The organism is Blautia liquoris, assembly GCF_015159595.1.
Taxonomy (GTDB): Bacteria; Bacillota; Clostridia; order Lachnospirales; family Lachnospiraceae; genus Novisyntrophococcus; species Novisyntrophococcus liquoris.
Window position 1 is genome coordinate 2,977,828 of record NZ_CP063304.1, and the last position, 19,635, is coordinate 2,997,462.

Consider the following 19,635-nt stretch of genomic DNA (forward strand, 5'->3'; position numbering starts at 1 on the left):
CGGATTGCTCCGCAATGTTCTTATTCTCCAAACACTGCTTTATAATCATCCTGGAATTTTTTTATTCCTGCGTCGGTCAAGGGATGTTTGGTCATCTGCTCAATTACTTTGTAGGGAACCGTGGCAATATCGGCCCCTGCCAGTGCGCAGTCTGTAACATGAATCGGATTGCGGATACTGGCTGCGATAATTTCGGTATCCAGACCTGCCACTTTGAATATTTTGCTGATTTCTTTTATTAGATCTACACCTCGGACATTAATATCATCCAGACGCCCCAAGAACGGGGATACGAAAGTAGCACCTGCCCTTGCAGCCAAAAGTGCCTGGTTCGCCGAGAAGATCAGGGTTACATTCACCTTGATGCCTTCTGAACTTAAGGTTTTACATGCCTTTAACCCTTCTGCTGTCATCGGAATCTTTACGACCATATTTGGATGAATCGAGGCAATTTCTCGTCCTTCTCTGATCATTCCTTTTGCATCCGTCGTTGTCGCCTTAACTTCACCGCTGACCGGTCCATCGACAATTGACGTTATCTGTCTGATCACCTCATTGAAATCTCTTCCTTCTTTTGCAATCAGTGATGGATTCGTAGTAACCCCGCAGATTACTCCCATATCATTTGCTTTTTTGATATCTTCTATGTTTGCTGTGTCGATAAAAAATTTCATCTGTATCCTCCATATCCCCTGTTTCTAACCTACAGTTCTACTCTTCCTTCCAGTGCACGAAGTAAAGTTACCTCGTCAATATATTCCAGATCCCCTCCCACCGGGACACCACTTGCGATCCGTGTCACCTTAATTTGGGTGGGTTTGATTAATTTACTGATATACATCGCCGTTGTCTCACCTTCCAGACTGGAATTAGTAGCAATAATCACTTCATGTACATCTTTTTGCAGTCTCTTCATGAGTTCTTTCAGCTTAATGTCATCCGGCCCGATACCGAGCATCGGCGATATCGCACCGTGCAGCACGTGATAGACACCTTCGAATTTTCCGGTCTTCTCGTAGGCGGCAAGATCTCTGGTATTTTCTACGACCATAATCTGTCCGTGATCGCGCTTTTCATTGGCGCAGATCGGACAGATCTCGCGGTCTGTCAGTGTACAGCACTCCTTGCAGTACTGTACATTCTCACGTGCCTCAAGGACTGAATCTGTCAGTTGCCGCACCTGATCCTTTGGCATATGAATAATATGAAATGCCAGGCGCTGTGCCGACTTGGTTCCAATACCGGGCAGTCTCGACAATTGTTCAATCAGCTTATTGATATATTCGCTGTAGTAATCCATTAAAAGGGCAAGCCTCCACCTAATCCACCTGTCATCTTGGACATCATCTTCGAGGATTCTTCCTCTTCCTTGCGGATGGCCTCATTTACCGCAGCCATGACAAGATCTTCAAGCATCTCAATGTCATCGGGATCTACCACTTCTTCCGAGAGCTTCACCTTTGTGATCTCCTTTTTCCCGGAGATTGTAACCTCCACAGCTCCTCCTCCTGCAGTTGCCGTGAATTCCTTCTCCTCAAGAACTTTCTGGTTCTCCTCCATCTGACGCTGCATCTTCTGGGCCTGCTTCATCAAATTGTTCATGTTTCCAGGCATCCCGCCCGAAAATCCTCCTCTTTTTGCCATAACACATCCTCCTTGATTTTTTATTATTAGTCATCTTCCAGCTCTATAGGCATATGAATCTTTTCTTTTAATATCGTATCGAGATCAATCTTTGCCAGATTTTCATGGCTGTGGCTTTTTGCAATCACCAATTCAGTTTCAACAGACTTATTGGTTTGTTCTTCTATTATTGATTCGATCTCTTGTTTTGCTTCTTCGTTGTCCACGTACATCCGGGCATTCTCATCCTGGAACTCGATGTACAACTTGTTTTCGCCGGTCTCACCATTGTACTTTGGAATTGCCCTGGAAAGGTACTGGCGAAGAAGTGGACTTTCTATGGCACCGGCAATCATCTTCCACTGTGCCCGTACTTTCTTCAAGTCTTCGGGAGCCGCTTTTTTGGGTTTTTCTCTCTCTATTTGACTCTCTTTTCTAGTGTACGCCTCATCTTGGGACGATGCTTTTTCAGAGACCTCACTTACCAGCATCCCCGTCTCAAACTTTTCTTCCAATGTGCGGATGCGATCAGTCAGAGAATCCAGATTGGTCTCCATCTGTGGTCTGCATAATTTGATCAGCGCAATTTCGACCAGTACACGCTTTTGAGAGGCATATCGAATCTGACCGGACAGCTCTGAGAAGACACGGATATATCTCATCAGTGTATCCACCTCAACCATCTTGCTCTCTTCTTCCATCAGTTTCAGGTTATCTGTGGATACATCAAGTACATCCTCCAGATTATCAGAAGTCTTCACTAAAAGCAAATTTCTCATATACCAGGTAAAATCGTTCACAAACTGGCCCATCTCTTTTCCGTCATTCACCAGCTGTTCCAGAATATGAATACTTGCCGCCACATCCTGAGTGATTACTTTACGAAGCAGTTGGGAGAACACTTCAGTATCCACGGTTCCCAGAACTTCAAGAACCTTATCGTAAGTCAGTGTCTCCCCGAGGTAAAATGCAATGCACTGATCCAGCAGACTTAATGCATCTCTCATCGAACCATCTGCCGCTCTTGCCACGTAGCGCAGTGCACGTTCCTGTACATCCACCTTTTCTTCCTGCATCAGGTCTGCCAGTCGGTCTGTGATGGTGTCAATTGTGATTCGCCTGAAATCGTAATGCTGACAGCGAGAAAGAATCGTAACCGGAATCTTGTTCACCTCTGTCGTCGCAAGAATAAAAATCACATAGGACGGCGGTTCTTCCAGTGTCTTTAGCAGTGCATTAAACGCCCCCGTGGAAAGCATATGGACTTCATCAATGATATATACTTTATACTTCCCGTTCGTGGGACGATATGCCACTTCCTCCCGAATCTCCCGGATGTTATCCACGCCATTATTGGAAGCAGCGTCGATCTCTATCACATTCGTTGATACGCCTGCACTGATCGCTTTGCAAGAGTCGCATGTGTTGCAGGGATTACCATCCACAGGATGTTCACAGTTTACCACTTTTGCCAGAATCTTGGCCACCGTGGTTTTTCCGGTTCCTCTTGTTCCACAGAACAGATATGCATGGCCGATGCGGTCCGCTTTCATCTGGTTCTTTAATGTGGTTACAATATGGTCTTGTCCCTTCACATCGTCGAATGTATCCGGGCGGAACTTCCGATATAGAGCAGTATAGCTCATGCCATCTCACCTTTCTTTAATTAAAGGACAGTTACTGTCCCAGGTTTTTACAAACGCCTACCCTGTAGTATAACTTATTTTTGTTGTCCTAACAAGTCAAATTTTCATCCCGGACCATTGACAAATTGTCCAAAAGAGGTTATAATTTTTTAATCCGTGCAGCCGGGGAGATAGCGGTGCCCTGTACCTGCAATCCGCTAAAGCAGGGGTGATGCCAAGCCGAGGACTTCCCATTGTGAAGCCGGCCTTTAAAAGTGGCGATGACGCCCGGGTCTTACGCAACGAGAATCTATGAACCGTGTCAGGGCAGGAATGCAGCAGCACTAAGTAGAACCTTTCGTGTGCCGTGAGGGTGCCTGGGCCGAGCTAACTGTAAAGGTATCGTTCATGATGTCCGTTCGAAGCGAGGCGCACGGTATTAAATATACTTTTTCTAACTATTGAATGACAAAGGACCTTTGAGATCTGTGATGATTTCAAAAGGTCCTCTTTGTGATAGATAAAGACATATAATAAGACGTGTAATGAAAAACATACGGAATATGTTTTGATGTGAATATGCGGTTCTGCACAAAAGTGTTTCCGCGTTCCTCGATATCATTGTAACATATCAATCTTAAATCCATATTACATTTTTCGTTTTTTATATTTATTTTATATTTTTTGTTATTTTATGTATACTTTTGTTGTATTTTGTATGAATCAAAATCATAAGAATACAAAGTGTTATAAATCAGTGCTTCTGTGATAGCTTAAAGCCCAATTATCGAGAAGCGGATCAATATTTTTCGGAAGTACAACGTCCTGTGCTTTTTTAATCTGGGCATCCATCATATGCTTTGTCTTCTGGTCAACGCCTTCTTTCTCGCAGAGCTGCTCATAGAGTTCTTTCCCCTTGTTGAAGTATGCAGAGAGAAGATAACTTTTCAGGGCACGTCCGGAGTGGAGAATGTCATAAGCATGCTCAAAACATTCGAAGGCTTCGGCAGTCTGAAAAAGCCGGGCATATGTACACCCCATATTGTTGTAGATGCTTCCTTTATACTGAACTCCCAGGTTATCACTTTTTGTTTTCTGGAGGGCCTGCATATAGACGCGAATTGCATTGATATACTTTTCGTGGCTGAAAAGATAATCTCCTTTTTGTTTCATTCTCACGCCTTCTGGCTGCTCCTCGAGTGTTTTCAGTTTTTTGCTGATTTCTTTAAACTCAGTGTAAGTAAGGTAGTTGATCTCTTTAAAAATCGGAAGTATGAATTCGCCGACATCCATATTGTCCCCGGTAAGCGAAAGTAGTTTCTGGCATAATTTCTCGAGCCCCAGTTCATCTCGGATCCATAAACACAGGCTCTCGTTCATTATGCTTTCATCAAGAAGATAAATATTATGATACATATAGTAGCACAGTTCCTCTATTGAATAAATATTCGTACTTATATTTTCTATGTAATAAGGATTTTTCGCCCTCGGCACCTGACATAATATATATCCCATACTTCTCATCCCTCCATGCTTTCATTCCAAACCTTTTTGCCGGACGGATACATATCCCCAAAACCCAGATCTTCCACCCTGATTTGACATCTGTCCGGTGAATCATATTCCAGGTGCAGTGAGAGTCTCGTTGTCTTATTCGGTCTCTTTGGAAGCCCCGGAAGCGGCATCGTATATCGTGTACGCCTGCCATCTTCCATATCGCTGACAACAAATACCAGTTCATCTGTCTGATCCAGAATCAGCTCGCAGTCTTTCGCAGCCTCATACCAGTTTACACCAGCTCCAATCATAGGATAGTAAGCCGGGGATCCATTGATGTTCATATCCATTCCTATATTGTGACGAATCAGAGCATTTCCCACAAACAGATAGTCCTTTAGCCGGCGCTCTTCTACCTTTTCAAATGCAGAGAAACAGGCACCTTTGGCGTACAGATTATTCCCATAGAATACATGCCTTCTGTTTTTACATAGCAGTGCAATTGAACGTACCGCCCAATTCTTGTCAATCCCATCGCCGATCAAAAATACACTCGAGTATATTTCATTCCCAAAAGATTTGTTAATCATATAGCAGAAATCTTCATCTCTTGTCACAGGATCCTGCGAAAGTCGCTTCATATTTTTCGGCGTCACCCGTGCAGTTGCCGGTTTCGTTTGGTAGTCCATCTTCAAAGAAGAAAATGTGACATCATCACCGTCAAATGAAAACAGTGCTACGTTTCTGCTCCAAAGCTCTTTTTTCTGATAAAGAGAATAGTGGTAAAAACTCTCATCATAATCCTGCAAAAAACATCTGCTTTTCGGAATTTTAACCCGTTCATACGCATCCCGTACCGTCCGCACGAAAGTTCGATTCAAGGTTGGAGCTGTCATCATCATCCCTGCAATCTGTCTGGATGGCGAGGTGATACCCAGCATACTTATCGCTTTCGTCAGATAGGCAGACAACAATACTCCAGGTTCATATTCCTGGCCATCTATGACGACGGATTTTCCATCCATACACAGATCATAGAGTCTGTCAATCAGGATGCCGTTTTTGTGTTCCGCAAAATATAGTGCTTCCAGGCCAAAATACCACTCATCTTTTCCCAGGCTTTTACAAAGTAACGTCGGAAAAGCATATTGGTCGCTCCCCACCTTCACTTCCGCCGATATTGCATCGCCGCAAGTCCGGTCATAATAGCATATCTGGGACTCTTTCGGATTAAACTCAAGTCCGATTATCAAATTTTTCTGTTCCATCTTCCACCTCCGAGTTCATCTTCAGACTCCATTAATCCATCAATTCAAATGCAGATGTGGCGAATATTTCCTGCTCCAGATAAGTCTTAAGTGCAGTATTCATGGCATCTTTATTTCCCAGTGACCGAAAAGCCAGAATCTGATTCAGCAATCGATAGCGGGTTCTCCCGTCGGCTTCAACATCATGCAAGACAATCCGTTTCTTCGGTGTTGTCGTGATTGCCCCTTCTTTCTCGACGCTCAGATAGTAGTCGAGAATCTCACCGTAAAACAGCAGAAATTCTTTCGTGAAAATCCCCTGATACATCTCACGCATTGGTTCACTTTTATAGACGGCGGGTTCTTTGTCGTTTTGTCTGAGTGAGTAATGCAGAACTACTCTGCTCCCCTGATGGAACCTTTCTTCTATAAAAACCTTGTCTTCCACCTGACAAGACTCCGTCAGATGAGATGGCAGCTTCTTGAAAAAGGCAAATCTCAGCCCCTTTTGGTCACATTCCGACAAGATCTTTTCGATTAGGTTTTCCTGTTCTCTCGTCAGATGATTACACGTTGAATAATATTTCAGCAGAGCCAGACGACATACGATATCCATCTCCCAACCTCTCTCACAGGTCTTTTCCAGGTACATGAAACATCCCGAATCGATGCCTTTTTCCTCCATAAAGTAAGCATATGCAATGTAAGTGAGATAGGCAGCTATGACCCGCTGTTTTCCCTGCTGCATAACATAGCTGTCAAGGATTTTATCCTGCTGCTGTGGGAATGATCTGACATACATGGAAAAAATCAGTATTCTCTCATCAAGTTTATAGCTGTCAATGTCAAATCCTTTTACTTTTTTCCATAGATCCGTCATCTGTGCCACGGATCCAGTATAATACCTGCAGAGATATTCCAGAACTGTCTCATTATATTTATTCTGCCTTGTGACATAATCGGCAAGATAGATCAATTCCTCATCTTTTTCTCCCTCCATGGACTGAATCATCGAGTCTGCAAGAATCAGCAGTACTGTGCTGTCCACACCTTCTATCCCCAGCCTCGTGGCGGCTAAAAATGCTTCTTCATACATCTCGTGTCTGGTCAGCACTGCGATGGTATCTGATCTGTTGATTTTCGCATATTCCAGGATCGCATCGCCTCTGAAATACTCTTTAAGTCCCTTTGTTTTGGGATGTGCTGCCAGATAGTCCAATATGCTCTTTCGAACGGCATCTTTATATTCCCTTGTAAATGCATCTGATTTCGAGGTAAGCCAGTAATTGGACAAGTTCTGCCTGTTCACCTCCATCTGTGACGGTTGTTCCTGGCACAGATGGAGTAACAGGCCAGGATGTTCAAAACCATATCCGCCGCACATATGTGCCAGTTTTTCTTCATCCATCAATTTTTCCACTGTAAATGGAATGGTCGTCCCATATCGCCGAAGTTTTGCATCCTCCAGTAAAATTCTTGCATCTTGACTGTAGATATTTACATACGCACACTGTTCCGATACAGGGTATACCTGTTCTTTCACAAGAGCTTTGTGACAGACGACCACATTGCGGATATTCTTATCTTTAACGCCTACTTTTTGTATGAACATTACACCGAGCAGGGCCCTGGCAAGCATCACACTGTCGACTTCTGTCAGAAACTCCTGGTATATGAGGGCATAGTTCTCGTTTATCTTTCCCTCGAGCACCTTTTCTTTCGCAAATTCCTCCATATCCGATCTATAGCTTAAGTAAGTCGTCTGATCCTGTCCCTTGTTTTGAATTACATTTGCATAGATAAATGCCTTCTTTCGGTCACTTAACGTATTATTATAGGCAAAATACATGCGAATCACCTGAGGCAGCACCTTCTTGCAGCCTTCATCAATCGACTCGATATAATATTCATATAGCCGCGTAATCCGTAGTTCTCGCTCTACGGCGAGGCTATACCATCTGAAATACTCTTTCTTTGCAGGTGTTCCCTTCATGATCAGCTTACAGATCGCCTCCAGAACTTCATCGCCGGGAAAACTTTCATATCCGGTGCAAAGCAGACGATATACAAAATTGTGAAATCCTTTCAGATTATCAGACAAAAACGCCGCCCGTTTCAGCAGAGAATCATCTAAGACATTCTGTTTCTGTGCAAAATTCAAAGTCTGTATCATAAACGGAGAAAATCTTCTGAGCAATCCCTCCTGCTGTTTCAGCAGCTGCCATGCGTCGAGGTATAAAAGCGGACTTCTGCAGCCACACTCATAAGTATGTTCCAGCAGACGCAACTGTTGGTAAGGTGCATGCTGGTAAGCTTCATCTTCCTCCATCAATATCTTCATCAGATAATAGTCATCTGGTTTTTCCTGCACATATGCTCGAATCTTCGGATATATATATTGCCTTTCGGGCTCCAAAAGGTTTAAGTTCTTAGCCAGAAAGCAGTAAATTCCCTGTTCGCGCGGTGATGTTGCCGGTTCGGATCTCTCTTTAAAATTCCACAGAACCTCCATCGCCCTTGTCAGGTCTTCATTGATGTAGTACAGGTAAGTCTCATAAAAAGTCAGCATAGGGTCCATACAATCCGCACTGGCAAGTTCTTTCAGAGAAGCGAGAGATTTGTCAAGCCAGGTTCTGTAATCCATCCTGTGCAGCTGCAGTTTTAAATAATCCTGCATAAGTTCCATCGTCTTTTGTTCTTTCAATCTTGTCGGAAACAGGCGCCCTCCCCGATCCAGACTGGCTTCTATGTTGAATTCAAGTGTCTGATGAACATTATGTACAACAATCTTCCCGAATCTTTTCCCTTGCCCAAGTTTATCTGCTTTTACTACGTATTCCAGTCTATATACTTTCCCAATAAAGTCATCTGTGCTCACAACCTTCTTCTCGACTTCCAGAAAATCCCCGACAACCTCGATCTCCATGCGTACATATCCCCATGTACTCTTATAGATAAAAAACGAATCCTTTTGAGAGTGATTGATCTGATAAATACCTTTCTTATCCTGATCAAGAGAAAGGATAACAGGCTCTTTCTTTCTGGCCGCAATCAAAAATTCCTCCATATGCTGATAAGTCACCGGATTGTGCGACATACCCCGGTAGAGAACACCATATGCACTGTCCTCTCCTTTCAGCAGTCTGATAAAATGCTCATTCGTAAAAAGCCGAAAGGCTTCACGGGAATTCTTCATGGCAAGTGCCGCAAAATCGCAAAGAGTCCGAATCTTCGTCTTCGACGTCAAAATCTCCGCCTCCACGATATCAGCTGTCACAGGGATGATAAGTTCTCCGATATTGCCGGACAGCACAATATCACCGGTAATCTGATCCCCCGATGTCAGACCCTGTGTGTCGATTCCATAGATGATTTTACTGGTACTCCCTGAAAATTTATCTTTCGCCAGAACAATCCTTCGGTTGTTCGTTGTAGCGACACCCTTTATACGGCTTCCATCCTCTGCCCCCACACTGAATTCTCCGTTATAATTCTTTCCTTCGCAGATTGTAAGGGAGATATCAGATTCGGAGGTAAGAAAAGCCGGTACTTCATATTCAAAACGGCCATCCATGAGCTGTTCTATTCTTCTTCTCAATGTCTTTTCACCATGCCTTTAACACTTGACTTTCTTATTTTTTTCATATAGTATACACGAAGAAACTTGAATTTCCAACGGTTTTTTGACGCTAATGATACACAGATTGTTACGCTCTTCGAGCTCTCACAATCTTACACCCTCAATTATACACTACAAGAAACCACGTTGCAACGCTATCGCTTCTACGGAGGAAAAATATATGTTAAAACACAAAGACCATTTTCACGGAAGTGACCTTGAAAAAATCGAACAGCTTTACGGTATTGACAGAGAAAATATCATTAGTTTCTCAGCAAATGTGAATCCCCTTGGAATTTCGAATCATCTGCGGTCTTCACTTTGTGATCATCTGGATGCCATCACGACTTATCCGGACAGGGAATATAAAGCTCTTCGAACAAGCATCAGTGAATACGTTCACACGCAGCCCGAGAACATTATCGTCGGAAATGGATCTACTGAATTAATCTCCTTGTTCATTCAGACTCGTCATCCAAAAAAGGCTCTTATTCTGGGTCCTACTTATTCGGAGTATGAGCGAGAAGTCACTTTGGGAGGCGGAACGACTCTTTACTATCCCTTGAAAGAAAAGCAGAGCTTTCACATGGATATCTCAGATTTCTGTGGCAATCTCCACGAAGGACTGGATCTGTTGATTCTCTGCAACCCGAATAATCCGACTTCGACTGCCATCCATGCACAGCAGATGCGGCAGATTCTGGATGCCTGTCTGCAGTACGGAATCTTCGTGATGGTGGATGAGACTTATGTAGAATTCACAAAAGAGGAGGATCTGATTACGGCCATTCCCCTGACGAATTTCTATTCGAATCTGATCATCCTAAGAGGTACTTCCAAGTTTTTTTCGGCGCCGGGGCTTCGTCTTGGATATGCTGTTACCGGGAATCAGGATCTGATCAAGGAGATCAACACCAGGCAGAATCCCTGGTCCATCAATTCTCTAGCAGAAATCGCCGGCAGACTGATGTTTGCTGATCACAACTACATAGAAAAGACCAGAAATCTGATCGACTCGGAACGAACTCGTCTCTACAATCTGCTGTCGAGCTGGGATAGCGTCCGGGCATATGAGCCGTCTGCTAATTTTATGCTGATATGTATAAAAAAACAGGGCGTCGATGCCGACGCCCTGTTCGATCACTGCATCCGAAAGGGTCTTATGATCAGAAACTGCTCTACGTTTCCCTTTCTGGACAACCGTTTTGTGCGGTTTTGTTTCATGTCACGCGAAGAAAACAATCGCCTGATCGAATCATTTTCGGAACTGCTCAGCTGATCTTTGCGAAATCAAACAGAGAAATCTGATTGGACTGCGGAAGATCACCGAAGATCCCCATATCGTCCATCAGATCTACCACTGTCTTACTCACTTTCGTCCTGTTTCTGAAATCATCCTTGGACAGGAAAGCCCCATCTCGGGCTGCGAGGACAACGGCATCCGCTGCCTTGTCTCCCAGCCCGTCAATAGTGTCAAGTGCCGGCATCAGTTTGTCATTTACAATCTGAAAACGATGTGCCTGCGCCGTATAGAGGTCCACTTTCTCGAACTCAAAACCTCTCGCGTACATCTCCTGTACAATCTTCATGTCTTTATACGTATCCTGCTCTTTTTTGCTCAAGGTATCTTTTCTCTTCTCATAATCATGCATATAATACTCCAGCCGGTCCTGCCCCATACACATCAATTCATAGGAAAATGCCGAGGCACGGATGGAAAAATAAGCCGCATAGTAGGCGAGTGGATAAAAGATCTTATAGTATGCGATCCGATAAGCCATCATGACATAAGCCGCCGCATGTGCCTTGGGAAACATATATTTAATCTTTTTGCAGGACCAGATGTACCAGTCCGGAACATCATGCTCCTTCATCTCTTTTTCCCACTCCGGTTTCAGTCCTTTTCCCTTTCGCACACTCTCCATGATCGTAAATGATTCCTCGCTGTCCAGACCTTTTCCAATCAGGTAAATCATAATATCATCCCTGGTACAAATTGAGGTTGAAATCGTGGCCTTGCCTTCTTCGATCAGTGTCTGAGCATTGCCCAGCCATACATCTGTCCCGTGTGACAGCCCGGAGATGCGAATCAGATCCGAAAACGACTTCGGCTTCGTGTCCAAAAGCATCTGAATGACAAAATCTGTGCCAAATTCCGGAATCCCCAGACAGCCAAGCGGGCAGCCGCCGATGGCGTCGGGTGTGATGTCAAGTGCCTTCGTACTCTCAAACAGCGACATCACATGAGGCTCATCCAAAGGAACCTGCTGCGCATCAAAACCGGTCAGATCTTCCAGCATACGAATCATTGTCGGATCATCGTGTCCTAAGATGTCTAGCTTTAACAGGTTCGAGTCGATGGAATGATAGTCAAAATGCGTCGTCACAATGTCTGTGTGATTATCATTTGCCGGATGCTGAACCGGAGTAAACGAATTGATGTCCTCCCCAAAAGGCAGAACGATAATTCCACCAGGATGCTGTCCCGTTGTACGTCGAATGCCGGTGCAGCCCTTTACAACTCGATCAATCTCACAATTTCTCTTATGTATGCCCCGCTCTTCATAGTAATTCTTTACGTAGCCAAATGCCGTCTTCTCCGCCAGTGTTCCAATCGTCCCTGCGCGGAATGTCTGACCGGCTCCGAAGATTACCTCGGTGTATTTGTGCGCTTTACTCTGATACTCCCCGGAGAAGTTGAGGTCTATATCTGGTTCTTTATTACCCTTAAATCCAAGAAATGTCTCGAAGGGAATGTCAAACCCGAGCTTTTTAAGCGGTGCCCCACAGTTCGGGCATGTTTTATCCGGCATATCACATCCTGATCTTCCTGCATAGGCTTTCACCTCATCGGAATCAAAATCGACATATTTACATTCCTCACACAGATAATGAGGGCTTAAAGGATTCACCTCCGTAATCCCTGCCATTGTAGCCACAAAAGAGGATCCGACAGACCCACGAGAGCCTACCAGATATCCGTCTTCGTTGGATTTCCACACAAGCTTCTGCGCTATTATGTACATAACCGCATAACCATTGGAGATGATGGAATTCAGTTCCTTTTCGAGACGTGTCTTTACGATTTCGGGCAGTTCTTCTCCATATATTTCATGTGCGCGGTTATAGCAGATATCTCGTAGATCCGTATCGGAATTCTCGATGACAGGCGGAAATTTCCCGGCGCGTATGGGGGAGATCTTGTCCACCATATCCGCAATTTTTCTGGGATTCGTGATAACTACTTCCTCCGCTTTTTTTGAACCGAGATAAGCGAATTCCTCCAACATTTCATCGGTGGTACGAAGATAAAGCGGAGCCTGATTATCGGCGTCGTCGAATCCTTTCCCCGCCATTATAATTCTTCGGTAGACTTCATCCGCCGGGTCAATAAAATGCACATCGCAGGTCGCAACCACCGGCTTTTGAAACTTCTCCCCAAGCTTTACAATCTCCCGGTTTATTTCCTTTAGGTCCTCTTCACTGTTGACAGCCGATACATCCTCCTTTCGAATCATAAATGCATTATTTCCAATCGGCTGAATCTCGAGATAGTCATAAAATTCCACGAGTCTTGTGATCTCCTGCTTTGGCGCTCCCCGAAGAAGTGCCTGATAAAGCTCCCCTGCCTCGCAGGCAGAGCCGATGAGCAGACCCTCATGGTACTTCATGTACAGACTCTTTGCCAGTCTCGGTCTGCGGTTATAATAATTCAGATGAGTCTCGGACACCAGCCGGTATAAATTTACACGTCCCGTCTCCCCTGTCGCCAGAATAATCGCATGGTACGTTGGCATCTTACGGATCGTATCTTCCGAGAAGCTTCCCTTTTCGTTGAGCACATCCAGATCTTCAATTCCGCGATCTTTTAACATCTTGACAAAACGGACAAAAATCTCAGCTGTACAGGCGGCGTCGTCCACCGCGCGATGGTGATTGTCAAGTGAAACACCCAATGCCTTCGCCACCGTATCCAGTTTAAAACGATTCAGTCCAGGCAATAAGAAACGTGCCATGGCCACGGTATCTGCGGATGTGAACTCCCGCTTCATTCCCTGGCGCTCACAATTTTGCTCTATGAAACTCATATCAAACCCGGCATTGTGAGCGACCAATACCGATCCCTCACAAAATTCCAGAAAGTCCGAAAGCACGTCCTCAATAAAAGGGGCGCTCATCACCATATCGTCACTGATCCCAGTCAGATTTTCAATCTTGAACGGGATCGGAATCTGTGGATTGACAAACGTAGAGAAACGATCCGTAATCTGGCCTTTTTCCACACGCACTGCGCCGATTTCTATAATCCGATCCACAACCGGGGAAAAACCGGTTGTCTCAAGGTCAAAGACAACATAACTCTGATCCAAAGACTGCCCTTTACTATTTGCAACAATTCCCTTTTGATCATCCACGAGATATGCCTCCATTCCGTAAATCACCTTAAAGGGAGCGCTGACTTTTTTTAGTTCCTCCTTCGAGGCATCAGGATGTTCTTTCTGATATTTTTTCCTGTAGTCTGCATCGATGGCTTCCATGGCATGATTCGCCTCCGGAAATGACTGAACGACACCGTGATCTGTGATGGCAATTGCGGGCTGTCCCCACTCATAAGCTCTTTTTACCAGCACAGCGGCGTCCGTAATTCCATCCATATCACTCATCTTCGTATGGCAGTGCAGTTCCACTCGCTTCACCGCGGCGTGATCGCTTCTTCCCTGACGAAAATCCCGGATTCTCTTAATTCCCCATACAGACGAGATCGTCAGATCCCGGTCAAAGGTGTCAATCGCCGTCTTGCCTTTAATTTTCAGGAAGGAACCTTCTGCAAGTTCTGGTTTCAGGTCCGGCACCTGATCGTTTTTCACAAAGATCTTCACGGTAATCGTATCTGTAAAATCCGTTACCTGAAAGATGAGAATTGTGCGTTCATTTCTGATTTCTCTCATATCGAAGGCCTGTACCTTCCCGCGGATCACAACATCACCGATCTCGTCTTCGATGGAGATGATGTCTACACTATCCTCGTCAAAGTCTCTTCCGTAGATCATATCCGGATTCGAAGATCGATTTACTCTGCCGGAATATTGACCGGAATGAGCTTTCAGATATTGCCCGGATCCCTTTGTCTTCTTTTTCACCTTTACACCCATATCCGAGGTCTTTTTCTCATGAGCGGTCTCGATTTCTTCTCCGACCTGCGTATGTGCAACGACATTTTTCACCTGCTGTACCAGCCGAAGCTCACTTTTCTTTCTGGCTCCACTCATCTCAGGCTTTTTATAATTTGTATGTATCTTCAGGTCAAGGCCGCAGCGCTCGCAAAACACCTTCTCCAGAATCTGCAGCAGCTCTTCCTCCCGTTCATGGGCGATCACAGAATCAATCAGTGAAAGGCTCATCACATCCGACTCGGGAAACTCAATCGTAGCCGTCTGAAATAAATTACAGAGAAAAATACTATATTCCCGAAGTTCTGTAAGAATACTGTCTCGATAGACCTTTAGAAGGTTTTTCGGCGTATATTGTTTCGAAAGATGAAACTTCTCGATGATCTTAATCTCAAGTGGTGTTCCCTGAAAAAATTGACTCTTAATCTCACGCTCCAGTGCAAAGATATGTTTTTTATGAATCCACTGGCTGCTTTCAAGATATACACGCAGCAGGCTTTTATCTTTTGTGAGACCTACCTTCACAACCTGAACAGTTCCAAGCAGTTCCTCCAGCTCTCCGGTCACCAAAAATCCGGGGAAGACAGCCATAAAGTCTTTATTCATCATTGATTATTCTCCCAGTTTAAAAGCTCTTCTCTCAGGCAGGACAAGATCTCAGATTCGTTTACCTTTTTTATCACCTCACCGTGCTTGATCAAGAGTCCCACACCGTCGCCTCCTGCGATTCCAATATCCGCCTCTTTGGCCTCACCGGGACCATTGACCACGCATCCCATCACGGCCACTTTCAGATCAAGGGGAATGTCCGAAACCATCGTCTCCACCTGATCAGCAAGCTTAATCAGATCAATCTGGGTCCTCCCGCAAGTTGGACACGAAATCACCTCAATACCACCCTTGCGAAGTCCCAGCGTCTTTAAGATCTGCTTTGCCGTCTTCACTTCTTCTGCCGGATCTCCGGTCAGAGACACGCGGATCGTATCTCCTATCCCCTGATATAAGATAATCCCTAGTCCCACGGAGGACTTGATATTGCCGGAATAGACACTTCCCGCCTCTGTGATTCCCACATGAAGCGGATGATCGGTTTTTTGGGAAATCAGTTCATGGGCTTTTACACACATCCGCACATCCGAAGATTTGATGCTGATGACCAGGTTGTCATAACCCATCTTCTCAATGATCGTTACCTTGTCGAGAGCACTCTCCACCAGCCCCTCGGCCGTAACGCCGTGATACTTTGCGACGAGATCTTTCTCCAGCGAGCCGCTGTTAACACCGACTCGTATCGGAATATTTCTCTCCCTTGCCACATCTACAACAGCCCGGATCCGGTCAGGACTTCCGATATTTCCGGGGTTGATTCGGATCTTATCGGCACCATTCTCCATGGCTTTGATCGCAAGCCGGTAATCAAAATGAATGTCCGCCACCAGCGGAATGGTAATCTGTCTCTTTATACTTTTCAGTGCCTCGGCCGCCTTTTGATTCGGCACTGCACAACGGATGATATCGCATCCCATGTCCGCAAGCCGCTGTATCTGAGCAACCGTAGCCGGCACATCTTCTGTCTTTGTATTCGTCATCGATTGAATCAGAACAAGGTTTCCGCCTCCGATCACACGATTTCCTATCTTTACTTCTCTTGTCTTTGTTCGATCCATGTTTTTCCTCCATCTAAATTGGACAAACAGCTATGAACATATCCATGCCTAGATCATAGCACAAGAAGAAGATTCTTAGCAAGCTTAATCCGCGTGATCATTTGTCAAAAATCAGGCTTTTCTTTCGACGTATCCCCCCTCATTTTCATATTTTCTTCCATTATATTGCTCTACATCCAGTTCTCCTTCATTCTTTGCGACAATCAGAGCTGTAGCTGCCGCCGCACTGACATTTGTTGCCGTGCGGGCCATGTCTACAATGGCGCTGATCGGTGTCATCAAAACGATAATTTCAATTGGAAGACCGGCCGCTGCGAATACCGCTGTGGCCGTGATTGTGGCAGTTCCAGGAACTCCGACCGTTCCGATACTCACCAGCGTCGTGATCAGAACCAGAATTATATACTGACCGATGGAGTAGTCAATCTTCAGTCCATGGATGGCAAAGACAGCCAGCAGGGTCGGCCAGATTCCCGCACAGCCTGGCATTCCGATATTCGCGCCAAGTGGAACGACAAAGGAAGAAATATTATCCGAAACCCCTCCTTTTTTCAGGCATTTTTCTGTTGTCGGAATAGATCCCACGCTGCTTTGAATCGTAAAAGCAATCACTTGAGCAGGCCAGATATGCTGAAAGAATTTGAATGGATTCAGTTTTGCGAGTGTTGCGATCAGTACGCTGTTCACGCCAAAGGTCTGTATGATACACAAAACATAGGCCACAACCAGAACCGGGAGCAGCGGAAGAAGCTTCTTGGGTCCGTTATTTGATACAGCATTTGCAACTAGAGCCAAAACCGCATAAGGAGTAAAATCTATGATATAGGAAATCACTTTATTGATGACCTTTGAAGCAGATTCTATGAAATCCTTAAAAGGTTTGACGGATTTTGGGTCCTTTTCCGAAAGCATCACAACTGCGATTCCAATCATCAATGCGAAGATGATCACCGGAACTATTGTGTTTGATGAGGCCTGACTGAAAAAGTTCTGTGGAAACAAATCCGTGATGACCTGTGTCACTTCGGGAACTTCTTTAGGCTTATAATTATTGGGAAGAGCAATATCTGCGCCTTTTCCAATGCCCAACGGCAAAGCGATCAAAAGCGTAAGCGTAGACGCTATAAATGTCGTAGAGACAAGCAGAAGTACGCTTTTGAGTCCAATTGTCTTCAATTTATTGATGTTTTCCAGATTCGTAATACTCGTAATCACACTGCATACCAACAGCGGAACAACAAATGCCGAGATCACGTTCGCATAAATCGTTCCAATCGGTGCTACATAAGAAGTATGCCCTTGGAACAGGACTCCCAAGACGATTCCCAATCCCAATGCCAGAATGGTTCTCACTCCGAAATCCACCTTCTTTCTGGCAAGAAACACCAGCACACCGATCAGTAAAATAGCTGTCAGCAAGGCCAAAATATCCAAATAATTCACTTCCATCATTCACTCCTCCTAGTTTTCATATGGGTTTACTATGTTATATATATTATCTCCATCACTCTTTTTTGTCAACAAAAAAGTGCAGTCAGATTTTCAATTTTTCTGACCGCACTCATTTTTTTAATTTTCTATTTTCAGTTTTTTGTCAATCTGGCTTTGTTTGAGGCCGTTAAGTTCATAGTAGAAGATGTACTGTTGAAGCACGCCCTCGAATCCCGAATATTTCTCAGCCGGAAACCCATCCCGATAATGCTTTTCAACCGCCTGATGAATATGTGTATCCACCGGAAAGGCCTCAAGCCAGTGAAGTGCAAACAGGCAGATGCAGTCCGCCACCTTGGCTCCGACACCATACAGCTTTAAAAGTTCAGTTTTCGCCTCTGAATAACCCATCCGGCGAATATCCTCTAGATTCATCTCACCGGATGCGATACTTTTTGCCGTGCGCATGATATATTTGCTCCGATATCCCACGTTGCATGCTTTCAGATCCTCATCCGTGGCACCTGCCAGGGAATCTGGGTCCGGAAACGAATAATATATCCCTCCCTCTGCAGTTGGCATTTCTTTTCCGTAGCGCCTGCAGATATTGTCAATACAGTGCCGGATTCGCACTATGTTGTTCTGCTGGGAAATCAGGAAAGTGATAATCATCTCCCACAGGTCCTGCCTTAAGATTCGGATACCATTTCCGCATGCCGCTGCATTCGTTAAATATTCATCATCTGGATAAATGGCATCTATGTAAGACTTGTAATCTGTCCCAAGATCAAAGTAAGAATACCAGAATTGTTCAAATTCTTCCCGTGAACAATGGAACTTACATAAATCATCCTCCTGCTGTGCAAACAGGAGGTGATCGCTTGCAATAATTTCATATCCTGATTCGGCATTACATACTATCGGTTTCATACGGAAACACTGACCAGAAGAGCTGATCTGCTGCAGGTTAAAGTTTTTTTGTTTTAATGTTATCATATGCTCATCCAATTTCTATGTTGTTCGACTCCCGTATAACTTTTTGAAACTTGTATCATACGAAGTAGTCTGGATATTGTTTTTTTAGATTTCCAACAGAATAATACTGTTCTATATGCCCGTCCACCATACGTTCAAGTAGTTCTTCTTTCCCTGAACGCATGTTATCTACCATCTTTTTGTAATCTTCCACGATCTCTTCGGACACGCCGGATTGTTTCGCCCGCAAAAAGAACAGGCGCTGCGAATGAGTCGCGGAGGATTCGATTACCTGATACGCCAGTTCTTTTGATGCCGTGTTAAAGAGTAGTTTATGAAAACGATGATCAATTTCACAGAAATCAAGGATCTTATTCTTTTTAATCGCGCGTCTTTGAATTTCGATCATCTCATCTAAGGTATCCAAAGTATAAGGACTGCAGTTGTATAAAAAGTCCGGCACGGCAGATAATTCCAGCGACTTGCGGATGAAATTTTCCTGTTTTACCCGTTCTTCACTAATCGGCTGAATGATAGTTTTGGCCTGCGGTTTTACATTGACAAGCCCTTCCTGTGATAGTTTCAGCACAGCCTCCCTGATTGGTGTACGGCTTGCACCATAGGCATCCGCAAGCTTCTGCACACTTACTTCTTCTTTTGGTTTCAGCTCCAGATGCATGATGTCTTCTTTTATCTTATTATAAACTCGAGTATTTATCGATTCTTTCACATATAAGTTCTTCTTTCTTTTCAGTTATATGGTCTGATTGTATCCAAAAA

13 protein-coding genes and 1 other RNA gene are annotated in these 19,635 nt (G+C 44.5%); 2 read left to right on the forward strand and 12 right to left on the reverse strand.

The window, feature by feature from the left end; translation table 11 throughout:
- Positions 1 to 20: 20 nt before the first annotated feature.
- Genes fsa through dnaX form a run of 4 tightly spaced genes read right to left on the reverse strand, consistent with a single transcriptional unit; the run spans position 21 to position 3,269 of the window.
- Positions 21 to 674 carry a fructose-6-phosphate aldolase gene (gene fsa, locus INP51_RS13430; protein ID WP_193735324.1) on the reverse strand — a complete coding sequence of 218 codons (654 nt, stop codon included), beginning with the start codon at positions 672 to 674 and terminating at the stop codon, positions 21 to 23.
- Positions 675 to 703: 29 nt separating this feature from the next.
- A complete protein-coding gene (gene recR, locus INP51_RS13435) occupies positions 704 to 1,300 on the reverse strand; it encodes a recombination mediator RecR (RefSeq protein WP_193735325.1) in 597 nt (198 codons plus the stop codon).
- A complete protein-coding gene (locus INP51_RS13440; RefSeq protein WP_193735326.1) occupies positions 1,300 to 1,644 on the reverse strand; it encodes a YbaB/EbfC family nucleoid-associated protein in 345 nt (114 codons plus the stop codon). Before INP51_RS13440 ends, recR begins: the two co-directional genes overlap by 1 nt.
- A gap of 26 nt (positions 1,645 to 1,670) precedes the next feature.
- Positions 1,671 to 3,269, reverse strand: a complete 1,599-nt coding sequence (gene dnaX / locus INP51_RS13445) for a DNA polymerase III subunit gamma/tau (protein WP_193735327.1) — start codon at positions 3,267 to 3,269, stop codon at positions 1,671 to 1,673.
- A 154-nt stretch (positions 3,270 to 3,423) separates the two neighbouring features.
- Here dnaX and ffs point away from each other — a divergent pair.
- Positions 3,424 to 3,685, forward strand: an RNA gene (gene ffs, locus INP51_RS13450) — signal recognition particle sRNA large type.
- A 310-nt stretch (positions 3,686 to 3,995) separates the two neighbouring features.
- On the opposite strand, the gene INP51_RS13455 is transcribed toward ffs, so the two are convergent.
- Genes INP51_RS13455 through INP51_RS13465 form a run of 3 tightly spaced genes read right to left on the reverse strand, consistent with a single transcriptional unit; the run spans position 3,996 to position 9,590 of the window.
- Positions 3,996 to 4,763 (reverse strand): hypothetical protein, encoded by a 768-nt coding sequence (locus INP51_RS13455; RefSeq protein ID WP_193735328.1) that lies wholly within the window; start codon positions 4,761 to 4,763, stop codon positions 3,996 to 3,998.
- Positions 4,764 to 4,768: 5 nt separating this feature from the next.
- Positions 4,769 to 6,013 carry a DUF5716 family protein gene (locus tag INP51_RS13460; RefSeq protein WP_193735329.1) on the reverse strand — a complete coding sequence of 415 codons (1,245 nt, stop codon included), beginning with the start codon at positions 6,011 to 6,013 and terminating at the stop codon, positions 4,769 to 4,771.
- Positions 6,014 to 6,044: 31 nt separating this feature from the next.
- Complete coding sequence (locus tag INP51_RS13465; protein ID WP_193735330.1) at positions 6,045 to 9,590, reverse strand: DUF5717 family protein; 3,546 nt, start codon at positions 9,588 to 9,590, stop codon at positions 6,045 to 6,047.
- Positions 9,591 to 9,792: 202 nt separating this feature from the next.
- Here INP51_RS13465 and INP51_RS13470 point away from each other — a divergent pair, with 202 nt between their 5' ends.
- Complete coding sequence (locus tag INP51_RS13470; protein WP_193735331.1) at positions 9,793 to 10,890, forward strand: pyridoxal phosphate-dependent aminotransferase; 1,098 nt, start codon at positions 9,793 to 9,795, stop codon at positions 10,888 to 10,890.
- Here INP51_RS13470 and INP51_RS13475 read toward each other — a convergent pair.
- The 5 genes from INP51_RS13475 to INP51_RS13495 form a co-directional block, all read right to left on the reverse strand.
- Positions 10,883 to 15,388: a PolC-type DNA polymerase III gene (locus INP51_RS13475; RefSeq protein WP_193737379.1), complete on the reverse strand. Its 4,506-nt coding sequence runs from the start codon at positions 15,386 to 15,388 to the stop codon at positions 10,883 to 10,885. The two genes, INP51_RS13470 and INP51_RS13475, sit on opposite strands and share 8 nt — an antisense overlap.
- Entirely contained in the window at positions 15,388 to 16,449 is a 1,062-nt protein-coding gene (gene ispG / locus INP51_RS13480) for a flavodoxin-dependent (E)-4-hydroxy-3-methylbut-2-enyl-diphosphate synthase (RefSeq protein ID WP_193735332.1), read from the reverse strand. The genes INP51_RS13475 and ispG overlap by 1 nt, the downstream gene beginning before the upstream one ends.
- A gap of 111 nt (positions 16,450 to 16,560) precedes the next feature.
- Positions 16,561 to 17,901 carry a dicarboxylate/amino acid:cation symporter gene (locus INP51_RS13485; protein ID WP_230406811.1) on the reverse strand — a complete coding sequence of 447 codons (1,341 nt, stop codon included), beginning with the start codon at positions 17,899 to 17,901 and terminating at the stop codon, positions 16,561 to 16,563.
- 117 nt (positions 17,902 to 18,018) lie between these two features.
- Entirely contained in the window at positions 18,019 to 18,876 is an 858-nt protein-coding gene (locus INP51_RS13490) for a DNA-3-methyladenine glycosylase family protein (protein ID WP_193735333.1), read from the reverse strand.
- 55 nt (positions 18,877 to 18,931) lie between these two features.
- Positions 18,932 to 19,585, reverse strand: coding sequence for a GntR family transcriptional regulator (locus INP51_RS13495; RefSeq protein WP_193735334.1), 654 nt, complete (start codon positions 19,583 to 19,585; stop codon positions 18,932 to 18,934).
- Positions 19,586 to 19,635: the final 50 nt, after the last annotated feature.